We start from the raw sequence: 19,037 nt of genomic DNA, 5'->3' as shown, positions 1-19,037 counted from the left end.
TTAGTAATGGTTTGTGGTTGGTATATCTATTTGTCTTAAAAAATTATTATAATATTCTTTCCCTTTTTCGGTTACTATGCCATTGATATAGTGGTCAAATAACTTCATGTGCGTATCATAAATAGAAAATTTATCTAGAGGAAATAGCTGATTATCGCAGGCCATATGTATCTGCTGAACCCGTAGCACCGCCAGAACTTCAGGATCAAGACCATCTCTAAAAATCCCTTCTTTTATGCCATTTTCTATATTTCTCACCACAGCTTTTCTCAAAAAATTATTCTGAAATTCTTTTATGATAGCCCAAGCTTTGGGGTGATACTTTTGTAAATCAAATATTAATGAGGGATTAATATCATCGAGATCTTCAAGTATACATTTGGTAATGAGCGCCAGCTCTTCCACAGCATTTTTCACATCAATTAGTGCTGCGTACTCTTCTTTTTCCTGCTCTATAAAATCCTTCATGGCCAAGGTCACTACCTCATCCTTATCCTTAAAAAACTGATAAATGGTTTTTTTAGAAATAGACAGTTCCCTAGCTATGTCATCCATAGTAACACTCCTGACCCCATATTTTTTAAATAAGGCGGTTCCCTCTCTTAAAATCCTTTCTTTAGTATCCACAAGCAATCATATTTTGCGGCGAAACTAAAGAAACTTTTGATATTTAAATAGTTTCCTAAGTTCCGTTAATAATAAAATATTAATTCTTAACAAAAACTTAACTTCTCAAGATTCTCTAGTGCTTAAATCTGAAGATTCTTTTTTGGGAAAATCACATTTCCATTTTCGAGCAAATTTTCGTTTTAACCCTTCTCGCTGCTCTGGGCTCATATGCCTAAATTTTTCCTTAAAACTCTCTTTGCGTCCACCCTTACCGTGAAACCCTCCAAAAAGTAATTTAGATAAAATCAGCAATCCTATTGCCTGCCCATAAGTAACGCTTGGACCATGAAATAACTCAGGCACCAGCCAGTTCCACAAGATCATTACTATATAGCCAAATAGTGCTCCAAAAGCTAAAACTGCAACTATTCCTAAGGCTATCTTTTTTCCTTTTCCAAGTCTCATAATTATAACTCCTTATATAAATTCTCTAATTTCTTTCTTAGTGCTAATATGGCATACCTTTTCCTCGAAATAAGTGTATTCACAGGTATTCCTAACCTGGAAGAGATCTCCTTAAAACTCTGATCTTCAAATTCATGAAGAATAAAAATATCTCTCTGCTCTTCAGGGAGCTCTCCCAGCGCGGCCGTAATTGCCTCCCAAATTACCTCCCTGAAATGAACTTCCTCAGGGGTGTCACCTATATCAGGCAGAATATCCTTTAACATGATATTACCTTCTTCACTATCATAACCGACTTGATCCAGTTTCACATTATCGGACCTGACACTACGCTTACGATATGAATCTATAATTTTGTTTCTGGCCACTCTAAACAACCAAGAAGTAGCCTTTTCTATAGAGCGAATAGTTCCATAACCATCAACAAACTGGTATAGGACATCCTGCAAAATATCTTCAGCATCCTCCATATTATTCACACGGGCACGAATAAAACTGAGAAGTCTTCCTCTCTCCTTTTCTATGGTCTCTTTCTGACTTTGCGCCATATGAATATTTATCGATATTGAATCATCAACTGACATCCTTAGTGTAGTCGTATGATTTTATAAAATATTTTATAAGTGAATACTTTTTTTTTGATTTGCCTTATGTCTGAAAATACTTTCCACTATAAAGAGCATCAAATACACTATTACACTTACGGCAGTGGAAAGAAAGTGATGTTGGCGTTTCATGGTTTTGGTCAGAACGGTCGAGCATTCAGACCAATGGCAGATATTATGGCCAAAGAATTCACTATATACAGCTTCGATCTATTTTTTCATGGTAACAGCCTATGGCACTTTGGTGAAACTCCACTAAGCAAATCAACCTGGACAGAAATAATCTTGGCATTTCTCTCTAGTCTAAATATTGAAAAAGTAGCTCTAATGGGGTACAGTATAGGTGCTAAATTTGCATTAGCTACTCTAGAAGCCGTTCCAAAACGTATTACTGAGCTCATACTTATCGCCCCCGATGGAATTAAAATTAACCGATGGTACCAGCTAGCCACATCAGTAAGAGTTACGAAGAAGATTTTTAAAAGCATTATATATAAGCCTGCAATTTTTTTTAGGGTTCTGAAAGCTGGCGAAAAATTAAGGATCATTGATCGCGGCTTATCAAAATTTGCGGCCAGCCAAATGGACAGTTTAGAAAAACGAAAAAAAGTGTATTACTCCTGGATAGTGTTTTCTCATTTAAAATTTAAAATGAAGGCAATCAGCCTATTGTTAATTGAAAATCACATTTCTGTTACTTTCTATCTAGGCAGTAGAGACAAGGTAATTACCCACAAAACTATACAACCGCTTCTTAGAAAAATCACCGATTATAAAATAGTTTCAATAAAATCGGGCCATAATCATCTGATTCACAAAGTTTCTGAGCACATTAGTGGTTAGTAAGTGGCTAAAAATTTTAATTTTTCTTAAAATTGGCTATTATTTTTTGTTAAACAAGATCTGAAAAAGTTTGAATTCGAGAGTAAGAAATAAGTTAATCCAATTGGCCAGAACCGATAGTGCTCCTATTTCATACAGGAGGTTGATAAACACTACTGAGCTAGGCCTTAACCTTGACATTAAACATGAGAAACAACTTTTAGGAACTATTCTAGACGAGATTTCGGAAGAAGAGCATGAAGAGAATCGTCCACTCATCAGTGTAATGGTTCAGGACAAAAAGAATGGACAAGGAGACCGTTTCTATAAACTAGCTGAGCAGCTGGGCTATGGAGACTGGAAAGAGTTAAAAAACGACGAAAGCTTTAAAGACGAACAGATAAAAAAGTGTCGTGAATTTTGGATGGATGAAGATAACTACAAAAAGTATTTCTGATGTTAAATAACAGCCACTGGAAAGTTTAGTACCAGTGGCTGTTTTGTTTTATTTAAGTAGTATACACAGAATTGAACATCACATAATCTGTGGTAAGGTCTGACCCCCAACCGGTGCTCTCTTCACTTCCTTTGTGTAACTCTAATACTATACGTATATGTGAGTCTCGAAGTAATTTCTTAATATAGGCCTTATCATAATTGGCAGGAGTACCACTTTTAAGCACCTGCACCAGGTTGCTATTATCTCCAATGTATAAATCGGCTTTAGTATAATCAAAAGGAACTCCTGCATTACCACAAGCAGCTATAATTCTACCCCAATTAGGATCACGGCCAAACATAGCTGTTTTTACCAAAGTAGAATCTGATATGGCTTTTACTAAAGTTCGTGCATTGCTCTCTGTTCTGGCCTTCGTTACTTTATACTCTATAAACTTAGATGCTCCCTCGCCATCAGATATAATTAATTTGGCCAAGTGAGTAAGCAGCTGCATGAGTTTTTCTCTAAATAGCTGATAGTTAGGATCACTCTTAGCTTTAATCTTTTTATTCCCCGCCAAGCCATTAGCCAATACGGCTACCATATCGTTAGTAGAGGTATCACCATCTACGGTGATCATATTAAAAGTCCTATCTACACAGTACTTCAATACTTCGTCTAGTAACTTTTCATCAATGTTAATATCTGTCACCACAAAAGCTAACATAGTGGCCATGTTCGGATGAATCATGCCAGAACCTTTAGCCATGCCTGCCAGGGCCACTTTGGTACCATCGCAATCAAACTCAAGAAAACCTTCCTTAGGAAAAGTGTCAGTAGTAAGAATAGCATTAGCTGTAAAAGATCCTGCCTTGGCCGTATTAGATAATTTATGAATATTCTCCTTGATACCCTTAACAATATCATCTGTAGGGAAAGGCTCCCCTATGAGTCCTGTAGAGGCTACTATTACATCTTCTACAGGTATTTTCAGCTCTTCAGCTACAGTATTAGCCATAGCCTCCGCTCCAAGCCTACCTTGCTCTCCGGTACATGCATTAGCATTACCGGCATTGCACACTATTACCTGAGCACGGTTATCTTTCATATGCTTTATACTCAATTTAACCGGCTCTGCCTGCACCTTGTTTTGGGTAAAACAAGCTGCTGCGGCACAAGGCACCTCTGAGTAGATAATCGCCAGGTCACGCCTCATAGACTTAACACCCGTATGCGCTCCCCAGCATTTGATACCTTTTACATTTGTAATATTTTGAATCATTTGATCTTCGATAGTATTGTTGGTTTATGGTTTCAATGGATTTTGTAATAAGCCTAAGGTCTCTTCAAAGCCAAGCATTATATTCATATTTTGAATAGCCTGCCCTGCTGCACCCTTCACTAAATTATCAATGGCAGAAAAAACCATGATCCTATTTGTGCGCTCATCCCAAATGGGGTATACATCACAGTAATTACTTCCTCTAACGTCTTTCAACGTAGGTAAAGATTCTCTCACCCTTACAAATGGCTTTTGTCTGTAAAAGGATTGATATAATTCATCCAATTTTTTCTGAGTCATATCTTTTAGAGGTGTAGAGTAGCTAGTAGCCAGTATTCCTCTATCTAATGGCAGCAAATGGGGAGTAAACTGAACCTTTACTTCTCCTTCATTAAGAAAGCCCAGCTGCTCCTCTATCTCAATGGTATGTCGATGACTTTTTACACCATAGGCCCTGAAGTTATCGTTCACATTAGAAAAATGAGTGGTAAGACTAGGCTTTATCCCTGCTCCTGTTATTCCTGACTTAGCATCTATTATTATTCCCTGTATATCAATCAGCTTCTCGTTCACTAAAGGCGCTAAACCTAAGGTAGAAGCCGTAGGGTAACATCCCGGGTTTGCTATCAAATCACTTTTTCGGATTTCTTCTTTATGCAATTCTGGCAGACCATACACCGCATTTGCAAAACCTTCTTGGTAATTATGATCTTTCTTATACCAATGTTCATAAACTTCAGCATTTTTCAACCTAAAATCACCACTGAGATCTACGATCTTAAATGATTTATCGGACCATTGCTTTACAAAATTCATGGAAACACCATGCGGCAGGGCCAAGAAAACAACATCCATTGGTTCATCAGCCACTTTTTGAGCCGAAACCAGCGGCATATCCAGCTGGCCTGTAAACTGTGGATGTAAAGTTGAAAAGGTTTTTCCTTTATGAGTTTCTGAGGTTATCATTTCTATTTCTACCTCAGGGTGGTGTAATAGAAAACGGGCCAGTTCGGAGCCTGTATAACCGGAAGCTCCTACAATAGCTACTTTCTTACGTGTATTACTCATGTTCTATCATGGTTTCTGATAAACACTTTTCTATTTCTTCCACCACTTTTTTCAAATCTTCCATAGGTATATTAAGTGAAGGCACCAACCTCAGCACTTTATCGGCAGTAGCATTAGCAATAATGCCCTTTTCCAATAACAACTTCACTACTGGTAAAGCAGGCTCTGTCAGCTCAACACCTATCATAAGCCCCAGCCCTCGGATATCTTTAATTTCTCCGTGCTTAGCCTTCATATTCTCAAATTCACCTCTTACCCATTCTCCTTTCTTAGTAGCTTCTTCTAACAAGTTTTCTTCCTCTATTACAGACAAAGTAGCCAATGCTGATGCACAAGCTAAAGGATTTCCTCCAAAGGTGGTTCCATGATCACCATAATCAATAGCATCTCCTATTTTTGAAGAGCACACAAATGCTCCCACAGGAAAACCTCCTCCAAGTCCTTTGGCCAGGGTCATAATATCGGGCTGTATGCCATAATGGTCTTTAGCAAACCATTTCCCTGTACGCCCAATTCCACACTGTACTTCATCAAATATTAAAGCTATACCCTGCTCTGTACAGATTTCTCTTACGTTTTTCAAATAGCTTTTATCTACCGGATTAATTCCTCCTTCACCTTGGACTGGCTCCAAAATAATTGCCGCCGTATCCTTACTTATGACTTCTTTAAGGGCAGGGAGGTTATTAAATTCCACTTGCTTAAAGCCAGTAGGTATGGGCTCAAAGCCTTGTTGATATTTGGCCTGCCCAGTGGCTATAGTACCTAGAGTGCGACCATGAAAAGATTTTGCCATAGAAATAATCTCCCCTCCTCTTCCGTGCTTATGAGCAAATTTACGTGCCACTTTCATGGCTCCTTCAACAGATTCTGCACCACTATTGGTTATAAAAACATGGTCAAGTCCACTAATTTCTTTCAGCTTTTTACTGAGCTCCACCTGAGGAAGAGTGACAAAGAAATTAGAAATATGCATAAGCTCTGCTGCCTGTTTCTGCACTGCTGCCACCACTTTCGGATGGCTATGCCCTACATTACAAACTGCTATACCTGCCAGCATATCAATGTACTCTTTTCCTTCTACATCCCACAGCCGGCTACCCTTACCTTTAGCAAAGGCCAGAGGAAACCGTTTGAATGTAGGGAGATAATTACTTTTATCCTGTTGATATAATTCTTCATTAGTATAACTCATCATTTATGTATTGTGGTACCTATTGATTTTTTATGCAATAAATAATCTGTAATCTGATCTGGCTGAGTGCCATTAAGGATCGTAGCTCTTGCTGCTCCTCCTTTTATAGCTATTTCACAAGACTCCAACTTGGGGATCATACCTCCGGTAATAATATTACCATACATTTTTTCTATGTCATCAAGCTGCATAGTATGTAAAATAGATTGAGGATCGGGGAAATTTTCGAAAAGGCCATCTACATCAGTAAGTAAAATATATTCATCTACCCCTAAGGCTGCTGCCATATGACCGGCAAACATGTCTGCATTAATATTATAATCATTACCTTCATCATCCGAAGCAATACAGGTCAGCACAGGTATATAACCTGCCTTCAGCAAGCGTTCTGGCAGTTCAGTATCAATACTCTTCACATCTCCTACTTGCCCCAAGTCTATCTTTTCACCACCAGCAATAGGTGTGTGCCACCTTTTCTCAGCTATTGCCAACTTACCATCTTTACCACTCAGGCCTACTGCTTTCAGACCAGAATTATTAAGCAACCCTACTAAAGAGCTATTTACTTCTCCTTTCAAAGCACGTTCTATATGCACCAATGCTTCAGCACTGGTATGTCTTTGTCCATCAAAAAATTGAGACTCTATACCCGCCAGCTCTAGTGCCTTATTAATAAAAGGACCTCCCCCATGCACCAAAAGCACCTCAAAACCTGATTCATGTAAAACTTTGATTTTTTGGGCTATTTCATTCTTTAAGCTTTCACTTTGCATGGCATTGCCCCCATACTTAATAAGAACCTTATTTTTGCTCATAAAATAAATAACGCTTTATTATTTAAGAATAATACCCAGCTTAATGTTTATTTTTTCTTTAAAAAAACAACCGTAAAATGGTTTAATACTATTTTTAATATTAAGGTGTGATCTAGAGTTAAGATCAGGTACACACTGATTGTTAAGGCATAATATAATTCTTTTTTCTACTTTTGGGGTGAAAAACATTAACTATTCAAATCCCCAATTTTAATGATCCAGTTTTTCCGATCACAAGGTCAACAATATTATGCAGTAGACCTGTTACAAAAGCTCCAGGAAGCAGACATTAACAAGTTAAAGTGGCTTTTTGGGCAAGCAGACATCATAGATGCACCTAACCTAGAGGGTTATTTTGTAGGGCCTCGTAAAGAAATGATTACCCCATGGAGCACAAATGCCGTGGAGATCACCCAGAACATGGGCATAGAAGGAATCAAAAGGATCGAGCAATTTACCCAGGTAGAAGAACGGTCAGCTGAATATGACCCTATGCTGGAAGTTCTTTATCACAATCTTGATCAGCAGCTATTCACCATCGCGAAGAGCCCAGATCCGGTAATAGAGATAGATGATATTTCTGCCTTTAACAAAAAAGAAGGTCTGGCTCTAAGCAGCGAAGAAGTTGCGTATCTGGATGAAGTTAGCGAAAAGCTAGGCAGAAAGCTCACTGATAGTGAAGTATTTGGCTTCTCCCAAGTAAACTCAGAGCACTGTAGACATAAAATATTCAATGGTGTATTCATCATCAATGGAAAAGAAATGGACAAATCTCTCTTCCAGATGATTAAAGAAACATCAACTAAAAACCCGAACTACATTGTTTCGGCATATAAAGATAATGTAGCATTTATTCAAGGCCCTAAAGCTGAGCAGTTTTCTCCTAAGACTCCTGACAAGCCTGATTATTTCACTACTAAGGAGATAGATACGGTTATCAGCTTAAAAGCCGAAACTCATAACTTCCCTACTACCGTAGAGCCCTTTAATGGTGCCGCTACCGGCTCTGGAGGTGAAATAAGAGATAGGCTAGCCGGAGGTAAAGGTAGCTTACCTTTAGCTGGAACCGCTGTTTACATGACCTCTTATTCCAGGTTAGAGCAAGGCAAAAAGTGGGAAGAGAACGTAGAACCTAGAAAATGGCTCTACCAAACTCCTATGGACATCCTCATTAAAGCATCTGACGGCGCTAGTGATTTCGGTAATAAGTTTGGTCAACCGCTTATTTGTGGAAGCTTACTCACCTTTGAGCACGAAGAAAACAACAAAAAATTCGGTTTTGACAAGGTTATCATGCTAGCTGGTGGGATCGGGTTTGGTAAAAAACAAGATAGTTTGAAAGCATCGCCAGAAAAAGGTGATGAAATAGTAATACTTGGTGGAGATAACTACCGAATAGGCATGGGTGGTGGAGCCGTTTCATCGGTAGCTACCGGAGAATTCGGCAATTCTATAGAACTCAATGCCATACAGCGTTCTAACCCTGAAATGCAAAAAAGGGTAATGAATACCATAAGAGCTATGGTAGAAAGCGACGAGAATCCTATCATATCTATTCATGACCATGGAGCTGGCGGGCACCTCAACTGCCTCTCTGAATTGGTAGAAGAAACTGGCGGAACCATAGATGTAAACAAGCTACCAGTAGGTGATCCTACCCTTTCTGACAAAGAAATTGTAGGCAATGAATCTCAGGAAAGAATGGGATTGGTAATGAAGAGCAAAGATCTTGAGTACCTTAAAAAAGTAGCAGACAGAGAGCGCTCTCCCATGTATGCAGTAGGTCATGCTACAGGAGATGATCATTTTAAGTTCGAAAACAAAGAGACCGGTAAAAACCCTATAGATTGGGATCTATCTCATATGTTCGGCTCATCTCCTAAAACTATACTGGAAGATGAAGACACCGCTAGCAACTATGCTGAATTAGCATACAATGCTGAGCAGATCAAAGAATATTTAGAATCTGTATTACAGCTAGAAGGTGTAGCCTGTAAAGATTGGTTAACGAATAAAGTAGACCGCTGCGTATCAGGAAAAGTAGCAAAGCAGCAGACTTGTGGACCTGTGCAGCTACCCCTCAATAACCTAGGCGTAATGGCAATAGACTATAAAGGAAATAAAGGAATAGCCACTTCTATTGGTCATGCTCCTGTTTCCGCACTTATAGACCCTGATGCCGGCTCTAAATTATCTATAGCAGAAGCACTCACCAACTTAGTTTGGGCTCCTCTCTCTCATGGACTGAAAGGCATATCTTTAAGCGCTAACTGGATGTGGCCCGCTAAAGTAGAAGGCGAAAACAGCAGGTTATATAATGCTGTAAAAGCAGTAAGTGAATTTGCCCAAGAGTTAGAAATCAACATCCCTACAGGCAAAGACTCACTCTCAATGACTCAAAAATACCCTGATGGCGATGTGGTATACTCCCCCGGAACAGTTATTATAAGTTCCGTAGGAGAAGTTAGCAACATCAATCAAGTGGTATCTCCTAACCTTAAGCCTGAGAAAAATTCGCATATCATATACGTAGATTTCTCTGGTGATGATTATAAACTAGGTGGTAGTAGTTTTGCTCAAATACTTAACAAACTTGGCAGCACTGCACCTACTGTTAAAGAGGCTTCTTACTTCAAAAGAGCTTTTACTGAGATCCAACGTCTAACAGTAGAAAACAAAATATTAGCAGGTCATGATATTTCTGCCGGAGGTATGATCACGGCATTACTTGAAATGTGCTTCCCTACAGAAAGCGCAGGGCTTGAAATATCATTAAATGACATAGCTGAAAAAGATAGCTTAAAGCTACTTTTCAGCGAACAGCCAGGAGTACTTATACAGGTAGCTGACGATAGTATTGTCAATGATTTGAAAAAGGCCGATATCAATGCCTATGTAATAGGCACAACCAATACCAGCAGCCGGGTTAACATAAATCATAACGAGACCACTCTAGACCTTGATGTTAAAGAATTAAGAGACGTATGGTTTAAAACATCTTATCAGTTAGATAAAAAGCAAACTGGAGCAGAGCTAGCCGAAGCCAGATTCGATAATTATAAAAAGCAACCTTTAACTTATCAGTTTCCTGCACACTTCACGGGCAAACTAGATCAGTATGGTATAGATTTAAACAGAAAAGAACAGACTGGTTATAAAGCTGCTATAATAAGAGAAAAAGGAGTTAACGGTGATCGTGAAATGGCCTGGATGATGCATATGGCTGGCTTTGATGTGAAAGACGTTCATATGACAGACCTTATCAGTGGCAGGGAAGATCTATCTGATGTAAACCTAATAGTCTTTGTAGGAGGATTCTCCAACTCAGATGTATTAGGATCTGCCAAAGGCTGGGCTGGAGCATTTCTTTACAATGAAAAAGCAAAAGAGGCTCTTGATAACTTCTATAGTAGGAAAGACACCCTAAGCTTAGGAGTGTGCAATGGCTGTCAGCTTATGATGGAATTAGGCCTTCTATTCCCTGAGATAAAGGATCACCCTACCATGCATCATAACAGCTCTGGCAAATTCGAATCTAGCTTCATATCTGTTAATATTCCAGAAAACGAAAGTGTAATGTTTAGCTCCTTGAGTGGCAGCAAACTAGGTGTATGGGTAGCTCATGGGGAAGGTAAGTTTGTATTACCAGAATCTGAATCCACTTATAACATAGTAGCCAAATACGCTTACGACGCTTATCCTGGCAATCCTAATGGATCAGACCATAGCACAGCTGCAGTATGCTCTAAAGATGGCAGACACCTCGCTATAATGCCTCACCTGGAACGTTCTATATACCCATACAACTGGGCATATTATCCAGAGGAGAGAAAGGATGAAGTATCACCATGGATTGAAGCATTTACAAACGCTAAAGCTTGGTTAAAAACACATAAGTAACTACACTGAATTCGCGGATTTCATAATATATTTCAGACGAAATATTATTAAAACAGGGCCTATTTTATTATATTTATTTAGGCTCTGTTTTAAAACCCTTCCTTATGAAATCACGCTATCATACCCTATCCACCGGAATACTTTCTCTAATGTTAGTGTCGTGCTTCTCTTACCGCGAACTCCCTGTAGAATATGACTATAGCTACAAAGGCAGGTTTGACAAATACAGCAGTTATGACTTCTTATTACAAGCTGAAAATGAAGAGCTAGCTTCTAACGGCGAACTCATTAAAAAGGCTATAGATTCTCACATGAAATTTCTTGGCTACAAAAGAAAAGAAAGCAAGCCAGACTTACTATTATCATTTCGCGTATTCGTAGACAGTCTTAACTTCAGAGGTTATGACCAACCCAAGATAGAAGATTGGATGAACAGGCAAGACCGAGACCTCCAATACAACCAACTAAAGATCGGCATGAAAGAAGGCACCCTTCTCATTCAAATTTTTGACAGAAAACAGAAAGCCTCCATCTGGCAAGGTTATGCCACCGACTACTATGGCCGAGTGAATTTTTCTGACATAAGAGATATTAATAATGCTGTAAAATCCATTCTAAACAAGTATCAATTCTTTGCTGACGGCTTCATGGATGAGCGAAAAAAGATACTTTCGCAGACTCCGTAAAATATTTTTAAAAAATTTCACCCCGAAGTTTTCATTTTTAAAAATTAATACTACTTTTGCCTTCCCAAAAATGAGGGAAACAAGATTGCCCGATGGTGTAACTGGCAACACGTCTGATTTTGGTTCAGAAGAGTCTAGGTTCGAGCCCTAGTCGGGCAACTCAGGCGGACATTAATAGTCCGCCTTTTTTGTTTTAAAAAAATGCCAAATTAAAAAAGATGTCATCAGTAAAGATCTTCTCCGGAAAATCAACTCAATACTTGGCTGAAAAAATAGCTAAGTCATACGGTAAGCCTTTAGGAGAAGTCACTCTTCAAAAATTTAGTGACGGCGAAATGTCTCCATTCTTTACTGAATCTGTTAGAGGAAGTGACGTCTTTTTGATACAGTCTACTTTTCCTCCTGCCGATAACTTTCTGGAATTACTTTTACTCATAGATGCTGCTAAAAGAGCGAGCGCTAAGTACGTAACGGTAGTAGTTCCTTATTTCGGTTATGCCCGACAAGACAGAAAGGACAAACCAAGAGTGGCTATAGCAGCTAAACTCATGGCTAACCTACTATCAGCTGCCGGTGCAGACAGAATCATGACTTGCGACCTTCATGCTGATCAGATCCAGGGATTTTTTGATATTCCTTTAGATCACCTAGATGGCACTTCTATATTCATTCCTTATATCAGATCTCTGAAATTAGAGGATATCATTTTTGCCTCTCCTGATGTGGGAGGTGTAAAAAGAACAAGAAGCTTTGCTAAGTTCTTTAGAGCAGAAATGGTAGTTTGTGATAAGTACCGTGAAAAGGCTAATGAAGTAGCTTCTATGAGACTTATTGGAGATGTAGAAGGGAAAGACGTAGTAATGGTAGATGATCTCATAGACACAGGAGGCACTATCTGCAAAGCAGCAGCCCTTTTAAAAGATAAAGGAGCTAAATCTGTAAGAGCAGTAGCTACTCACCCAATACTATCAGGCAAAGCTTACGAAAACATAGAAAATTCAGTACTAGAAGAACTAGTAATCACAGACACGCTTCCTTTAAAGGATGAGGAAAAGTGCTCTAAGATAAAAGTGCTGAGCGTTTCTGACCTTTTCGCTAAAGCAATAAGAAAAATACATGATCATGAGTCTATCAGCTCATTATTCATAAACTCTTAAGAATTTTATTTACTCACATATAAATTATAATTACAATGAAGACAGTTGAGGTTATAGGGTATAAAAGAGCAAATCTCGGCAAATCAGATTCCAAGAAGTTGCGCGCAGAAGGAAATGTTCCTTGCGTAATTTATGGTGGTGATGAGCAGATACACTTTTATGCACCAATGATTCTTTTTAGAGAATTAGTGTACACAGATGAAGCACACTTTGTGCATTTGAACATTGAGGGAGATGAGTATCAGGCTATCTTACAAGATATCCAGTTTCACCCAGTAAGTGAAGTAATGCTTCACGTTGACTTCTTGCAAATCTTCGAAGGAAAAACCATTAAAATGGACATTCCTGTTCACTTTGAAGGAGAATCTCCAGGTGTAGCCAAAGGGGGTACTCTTATCAAGAAAAGAAGACATTTAAGAATTCAGTCGCTTCCTAAAAATATGCCTGAGCATATTACTGTAGATCTTAGCGGCTTAGACTTCGGAAAAGCTATAAAAGTACAAGAGATCCCTGAAGATAACTTCGAGATTCTTGATACTAAAATTGCTTCTGTTGCTGTAGTAGAAATACCTAGAGCACTTAGAGGTAAGCAAACTACCGAAACTGAAGAAGCTGAAGAAGAGACTGAATAAGTCTATAAAAATCTATTTAAGAAAATCCTGCTCTTCACGAGCAGGATTTTTTAGTTTAAACACCTCCTTATTATCTTAAAAAAGCATGAAATACTTAATAGCAGGTTTAGGAAACATTGGTGCTGAGTATGAGCTAACCAGGCATAACATAGGGTTTCTAACATTAGATAGGATGGCTGATGAGCATGGTTTTAAGTTCAATAATGAACGCTTAGCAGAGAAAGCAGAATTTAAGTATAAGTCGAGACAAATACACCTTATTAAGCCCACCACGTATATGAACCTCAGCGGTAAAGCTATTAATTACTGGCTTAATGAGCTTAAAATACCGAAAGAGAATTTATTAGTATTGGTTGATGACATCGCTATTCCTTTCGGAAACCTACGCCTGCGATTGAAAGGGTCAGCTGCCGGGCATAACGGTCTCAAGAACATCGAACAAACTACCGGAGGCAATAACTATTCTAGATTAAAAATGGGTATTGGAGACAATTACGCAAAGGGACAGCAAGTTGACTATGTCCTTAGCCCATTCACCAAAAAAGAATTTGAGGAGCTTCCTTTCATGATGGACAAAGCGATTGACATGACTTTATCCTTTTGCACCATTGGAGGCACCAGAACCATGAACGAATTTAATGATTAATAAAAAAGGGTGTTTAGAAAATCCAAACACCCTCATTTATATTATTAGCTTATAGTTACTAGCTTATTCCTGATCCAGGGTTCACTTTTTCTGATGGCTGTACAAATCTCAATTTCCCATCTGTATCTTCTGCCATCAATATCATTCCTTGGGACTCAACCCCCATCATCTTTCTGGGAGCCAAATTCACTAAAACAGACACCTGCTGCCCTATCACCTCCTCTGGTGAGTAATGCTCTGCTATGCCGCTTAAAATAGTCCTTTTATCTATACCCGTATCTACCAACATCTTTAATAATTTTTTAGATTTTGGCATTTTTTCCGCTTCCAGAATCGTCCCAACTCTAATGTCAATTTTCATGAAATCATCAAAATTAATCTCAGCCTTCACGTTAACTTCCACTGGAGCCGCGTCCTGCTCTTTAGTGACAGCAGCTTGAACTTCTTGCTCATTAGATTTTTTAGTTGCTTCCAATTTGTCCATCTGTTTTTGTACTACGTCATCTTCTATTTTCTCAAACAACAACTCAGCCTCTCCTATTTTATGTCCTTCTGGTAATAGATCAACAGAACCTGCATCCGCCCAAAGTTTTCCTGAGAAATTTAAAATGCCATTTAATTTATTGATCGTTTTAGGTAAAAATGGTTCTCCCACAATAGCCAAATTAGCGGCTATCTGAAGACCAATATTCATAATAGTCTTTACCCTGTTAGGGTTAGATTTGATAAGCTTCCAAGGCTCTGTATCGGCCAAGTACTTATTTCCTGTTCTTGCTAAATCTATAAACTCAGATAAGGCCTCTCTAAATTTAAATGCATCGAGTGCATTAGCTATTTTCTGAGGAGCGGCTTTAACCTTCTCAATAGTTTCTTTATCTATATCAAATAATTCTCCTTTTTCAGGAATCTCTCCGTCATAATATTTATTAGTAAGCACCACGGCTCTATTGATGAAATTTCCAAAAATAGCCACCAGCTCGCTGTTATTACGAGTTTGAAAGTCCTTCCAGGTAAAATCGTTATCTTTTGTCTCAGGCGCATTTGCACAAAGTACATACCTAAGTACATCTTCTTTTCCAGGTAGATCATCTAAGAACTCATGCAGCCACACCGCCCAGTTTTTAGAGGTACTAATTTTATTACCTTCCAGGTTTAAAAACTCATTAGCCGGAACATTGTCTGGCAATATGTAATCGCCATCCACATGCAGTATGCTAGGGAAAATTATACAATGAAAAACAATATTATCTTTACCTATAAAATGTAAAAGCCTTGAGTCTTTATCTTTCCAATAAGTCTCCCAATTTTTACCATTTTGCTCAGCCCACTCTTTTGTAGCGGAAATATATCCTATAGGTGCATCAAACCACACATATAGCACCTTACCTTCAGCTCCTTCTACAGGCACGGGTACTCCCCAATCTAGGTCTCTAGTCATAGCTCTAGGAGCTAAGCCACCATCTAACCAAGATTTACACTGACCATACACATTGGCTTTCCACTCTTTGTGATCCTCCAGAATCCATTCTTTTAACCATGGCTCATAGTTATTCATAGGAAAATACCAGTGCTTAGTTTCTTTTAGCACAGGCTCATTTCCACTTAAAGCCGACTTAGGGTTAATTAATTCTGCGGGACTTAGCGAAGAACCACACTTCTCACATTGATCTCCATACGCCTGATCATAGCCACACTTAGGACAAGTACCTATGATATAGCGATCTGCTAAAAACAGATTACTCTTTTCATCATAATATTGCTTAGAAGTTTGCTCCTCGAATACTCCTTTGTCATAGAGCTTTTTGAACATATCCATTGAAGTCTGCTTATGCACCTCGGATGATGTTCTTGAGTAAATATCAAAATCGATCCCAAATTTCTCAAAGGAATCTTTTATCAAAGTATGGTATTTATCTACGACCTCTTTTGGTGTTACCCCTTCTTTTTTTGCTCTTAAAGTAATGGCAACACCGTGCTCATCAGATCCGCAGACAAAAACTACATCTTCCTTTTTACTTTTCAGGTATCTAACATAAATATCAGCCGGCACGTACACCCCTGCCAAATGTCCGATGTGCACTGGACCATTGGCATATGGTAATGCGGCAGTAATAGTATGTCTTTTAAAGTTCGTATCAGTATCTTGCATCATTTATCAGAATTAATGCTGCAAAGATAAAATTTATTAGCTGTTTATTAACTAACCAGAAAGAAAGAGCCGCAAAGATCCAAATTATCCGTTTACATCTTTAAAATAAGAATTTTAACAATTCAAAACCTGACCGTAAAGCATGTGAATCCCTCTTCTGTTCTTTTTAAAGAAATATGTCCTTCCAGTTTTTCTACAGCGAGTTTTACTAAATAAAGTCCTAAACCCGCAGAATCCCCCATTTCTGACGCTTTGGAGAAAATTTCAAAGATTTTCATGGATGCCTCCTCCTCTATACCAATGCCATTGTCTATGACTCTTATTTCTACACCATCAGACCTTCGCTTATTTATAGTGATATGAACAAAAGAATCTATACGCCCAGAGGTATTATAAAACTTAAAGGCATTACCTATAAGATTATTTAAAATTATCTTCAGCAACTCTACATCACTTTTAAAGTATAGGTTGGCCTCTATTTCCTTAATTATCTTAACCTTCTTACCTGATGCATTTTTCTTCTGCTTGGCTACTACTTGCTCAATTAAACTATGGAAATCTACTCTTTCTTCTGAGACTAACGAATTATTTATTTGATTAATAATCAATAATTTAGAAAGAATTTCATTGAGTTTTTTTGCAGTACCTCCAAGCTTTTTAAAATAATCAACTGCCTTAGTGTCCTTAATATCAATAAGGGCCACATTACAAATCCCTTGCAACGTGGCTAAAGGGCCTCTTATATCATGCGAAGTTTTATAAATAAAATTATCCAACTCATGATTTGACTTCAAAAGTGCAGCATTAGAATCTTTCAACTCTTTAGTTCTATCTCGAACCTTTTCTTCCAACTGCATATTAATATCAGTAAGCTGGTGGTTCTGACTTTCGATTATTCTATTTGCTTCAGATAATTTTTCATTCACTTTTTTCCTGTGAAAGTTATTCCTGTATAAAATAACAAGGATAACCAGCGCGAGAAAAATAATTATTGAAGAAAGAAGCAGCAAAGAAGTTCCTCGTGATATTTGGGACTGCTGCATGCTGATAGTTTCTAAATTTTCTCTTTCCTGATATTCAATCTGAATATCTGCCAGATTCTGAATCACTTCCTCATCCAACAAACTATCTTTAAGATTTATGAATTTTCTCTGATAATCATAAGCTTTTTTAAAGTCGCCAGTTTTATAGTAAAAATCTGAGTAAACATCACTAATCTGCATTTTCCACTCCTGAGCGTCTGTTTTAACCACTAAACTATTGGCAGAATCTAGCAGAGGCAAGGCTTTATTAAAGGAATTTTGAATAATATAAATCCTACTCAGGTAGTAAAAACTTATTATTTCATAAATATAATTCTGCTCTGTCATGGCTAACGTCAAGCATTTATCAAATGCTTTCAGTGATTCATCATATTCCTCTTCATTGAACATGGTAACACCAAGCCCGGAGTAAGCCTCCACTTCTATCTGAGACTCACATTCCCCTCCACACCAATCTATTAGCTTTAAAAAAATTTCCTGGGCATTCTCATTTTGTTCTAAACCAATATAAGCTAACCCTATATTTATAAGATTTCTTTCTACATCATAATTAATATCTTGCTTTTCTTTTAGCGCGTAAGATCTCTGAAAATACTGCAGAGCTTTCTCATTATCGCCAATCTTATAATAAACAAGTCCTATGTTATTTAACGCTACCGAAACCTCAAGCTCATCCCCTTCATCCTCTCGTATTTTTAATGATTTGAAATGGTACTCTAAGGACTTATCATACTTTCCGAAAAAAGTATAAACCACAGCCAAATTGTTAAGCAAATACTTTATCTGATCACTATAACCTTGTTTCATGGCTATATCCAATGCCTCCTCGTAATCATTAATGGCACGTTCATAATCTCCCCTAGCCTTTAACAAATATCCTTTAGCATTAAGAGACTTAACCATGAGAAGAGAATCCGTATTCCGTAGGGCAAATTGACTAGCAATTGTAGCGTAGAAAAGAGCACTATCTTCATCAACCTCTCTATAATATTTAAAAAACTCCATATAGAGTGACGCCTGATCTCCTTCAGTTAGGCTAGACTTCTTACTCCAAAGACTATCAATGTCTTGCGCACAGCATTTGACATGACTTGAACCGCACCACAACATTAGACAAATACAATTATATATAACTATTCTGTACACTTGTAAGATCTAGTCATGATTTATAAATTTATTACTATCTGAAACCCTAATATTTGCAACAATACAATTTTGAACAAACAAACACATAAAAATAGTAATGTAAGATTCACTATGTGTTTTTATAAAATATAATAAATAAAAAAACAAACCAAAGTCCAATATAATATGAAAACAAAACTAATTACAATTTTAACTATCCTTTTCTTATCCACCTTAATTTACAGCTGCAGCGAAGAAGAAATAGAACCTTCTCAATACAACAACAAATACAAAGGACAGGGATCTGACTCTATGGATCCGCATCAATGGGATTAATCTTTTAAAAACCTTAAAACTGAACTACAACATGAAATCTAAAATCTTTACTATCATAATACT

The 19,037-nt window shown here is 37.8% G+C and carries 17 protein-coding genes and 1 tRNA gene; 9 read left to right on the top strand and 9 right to left on the bottom strand.

Annotated features, from left to right (window positions below; translation table 11 throughout):
* The 3 genes from JL102_RS17490 to JL102_RS17480 all read right to left on the bottom strand — a co-directional run bounded on the left by JL102_RS17490 (position 1) and on the right by JL102_RS17480 (position 1,622).
* Entirely contained in the window at positions 1–627 is a 627-nt protein-coding gene (locus tag JL102_RS17490) for a TetR/AcrR family transcriptional regulator (protein ID WP_202245743.1), read from the bottom strand.
* A gap of 105 nt (positions 628–732) precedes the next feature.
* The gene (locus JL102_RS17485; RefSeq protein ID WP_202245742.1) at positions 733–1,074 is read right to left on the bottom strand and encodes a hypothetical protein; all 342 of its coding nucleotides are present in this window, start codon (positions 1,072–1,074) and stop codon (positions 733–735) included.
* 2 nt (positions 1,075–1,076) lie between these two features.
* The gene (locus JL102_RS17480) at positions 1,077–1,622 is read right to left on the bottom strand and encodes an RNA polymerase sigma factor (protein WP_202245741.1); all 546 of its coding nucleotides are present in this window, start codon (positions 1,620–1,622) and stop codon (positions 1,077–1,079) included.
* 75 nt (positions 1,623–1,697) lie between these two features.
* Here JL102_RS17480 and JL102_RS17475 point away from each other — a divergent pair, with 75 nt between their 5' ends.
* Both JL102_RS17475 and JL102_RS17470 read left to right on the top strand, forming a co-directional pair.
* The gene (locus JL102_RS17475; protein ID WP_202245740.1) at positions 1,698–2,522 is read left to right on the top strand and encodes an alpha/beta hydrolase; all 825 of its coding nucleotides are present in this window, start codon (positions 1,698–1,700) and stop codon (positions 2,520–2,522) included.
* Positions 2,523–2,592: 70 nt separating this feature from the next.
* Positions 2,593–2,958: a hypothetical protein gene (locus JL102_RS17470; protein ID WP_202245739.1), complete on the top strand. Its 366-nt coding sequence runs from the start codon at positions 2,593–2,595 to the stop codon at positions 2,956–2,958.
* 52 nt (positions 2,959–3,010) lie between these two features.
* Here the strand turns inward: JL102_RS17470 and argJ are convergent, their stop codons facing one another.
* From argJ to argB, 4 genes are read right to left on the bottom strand one after another with little or no spacing between them, the layout of a single operon-like run.
* Positions 3,011–4,222: a bifunctional glutamate N-acetyltransferase/amino-acid acetyltransferase ArgJ gene (argJ, locus tag JL102_RS17465; RefSeq protein WP_202245738.1), complete on the bottom strand. Its 1,212-nt coding sequence runs from the start codon at positions 4,220–4,222 to the stop codon at positions 3,011–3,013.
* Between the two features lie 24 nt (positions 4,223–4,246).
* Positions 4,247–5,290, bottom strand: a complete 1,044-nt coding sequence (gene argC, locus JL102_RS17460) for an N-acetyl-gamma-glutamyl-phosphate reductase (RefSeq protein ID WP_202245737.1) — start codon at positions 5,288–5,290, stop codon at positions 4,247–4,249.
* On the bottom strand, positions 5,283–6,488 hold the full coding sequence (locus tag JL102_RS17455) for an aspartate aminotransferase family protein (protein ID WP_317191648.1): 1,206 nt from the start codon (positions 6,486–6,488) through the stop codon (positions 5,283–5,285). The genes argC and JL102_RS17455 overlap by 8 nt, the downstream gene beginning before the upstream one ends.
* A complete protein-coding gene (argB, locus tag JL102_RS17450) occupies positions 6,485–7,300 on the bottom strand; it encodes an acetylglutamate kinase (protein ID WP_202245736.1) in 816 nt (271 codons plus the stop codon). The genes JL102_RS17455 and argB overlap by 4 nt, the downstream gene beginning before the upstream one ends.
* A 213-nt stretch (positions 7,301–7,513) precedes the next feature.
* On the opposite strand from argB, the gene purL reads away from it, so the two are divergent.
* The 6 genes from purL to pth all read left to right on the top strand — a co-directional run bounded on the left by purL (position 7,514) and on the right by pth (position 14,321).
* On the top strand, positions 7,514–11,200 hold the full coding sequence (gene purL, locus JL102_RS17445) for a phosphoribosylformylglycinamidine synthase (RefSeq protein WP_202245735.1): 3,687 nt from the start codon (positions 7,514–7,516) through the stop codon (positions 11,198–11,200).
* A 104-nt stretch (positions 11,201–11,304) separates the two neighbouring features.
* Positions 11,305–11,886 carry a DUF4136 domain-containing protein gene (locus JL102_RS17440; RefSeq protein ID WP_202245734.1) on the top strand — a complete coding sequence of 194 codons (582 nt, stop codon included), beginning with the start codon at positions 11,305–11,307 and terminating at the stop codon, positions 11,884–11,886.
* A gap of 86 nt (positions 11,887–11,972) precedes the next feature.
* Positions 11,973–12,045 (top strand) — tRNA-Gln (locus tag JL102_RS17435).
* 59 nt (positions 12,046–12,104) lie between these two features.
* Positions 12,105–13,043 carry a ribose-phosphate pyrophosphokinase gene (locus JL102_RS17430; RefSeq protein WP_202245733.1) on the top strand — a complete coding sequence of 313 codons (939 nt, stop codon included), beginning with the start codon at positions 12,105–12,107 and terminating at the stop codon, positions 13,041–13,043.
* A gap of 35 nt (positions 13,044–13,078) precedes the next feature.
* Complete coding sequence (locus tag JL102_RS17425; protein ID WP_202245732.1) at positions 13,079–13,675, top strand: 50S ribosomal protein L25/general stress protein Ctc; 597 nt, start codon at positions 13,079–13,081, stop codon at positions 13,673–13,675.
* An 85-nt stretch (positions 13,676–13,760) separates the two neighbouring features.
* Positions 13,761–14,321, top strand: coding sequence for an aminoacyl-tRNA hydrolase (gene pth / locus JL102_RS17420; protein WP_202245731.1), 561 nt, complete (start codon positions 13,761–13,763; stop codon positions 14,319–14,321).
* Between the two features lie 58 nt (positions 14,322–14,379).
* Here pth and metG read toward each other — a convergent pair whose 3' ends face one another.
* Entirely contained in the window at positions 14,380–16,473 is a 2,094-nt protein-coding gene (metG, locus tag JL102_RS17415; protein ID WP_237390650.1) for a methionine--tRNA ligase, read from the bottom strand.
* 119 nt (positions 16,474–16,592) lie between these two features.
* Positions 16,593–18,518 carry an ATP-binding protein gene (locus JL102_RS17410; protein ID WP_202245730.1) on the bottom strand — a complete coding sequence of 642 codons (1,926 nt, stop codon included), beginning with the start codon at positions 18,516–18,518 and terminating at the stop codon, positions 16,593–16,595.
* A 306-nt stretch (positions 18,519–18,824) separates the two neighbouring features.
* On the opposite strand from JL102_RS17410, the gene JL102_RS17405 reads away from it, so the two are divergent.
* Positions 18,825–18,974: a hypothetical protein gene (locus tag JL102_RS17405; protein WP_202245729.1), complete on the top strand. Its 150-nt coding sequence runs from the start codon at positions 18,825–18,827 to the stop codon at positions 18,972–18,974.
* Positions 18,975–19,037 lie beyond the last annotated feature (63 nt).

This window comes from Fulvivirga sediminis (assembly GCF_016757215.1).
Taxonomy (GTDB): domain Bacteria; phylum Bacteroidota; class Bacteroidia; order Cytophagales; family Cyclobacteriaceae; genus Fulvivirga; species Fulvivirga sediminis.
The sequence above is the reverse complement of the archived record's forward strand: the minus strand, read 5'-3'. Positions and strand labels throughout refer to the sequence as shown.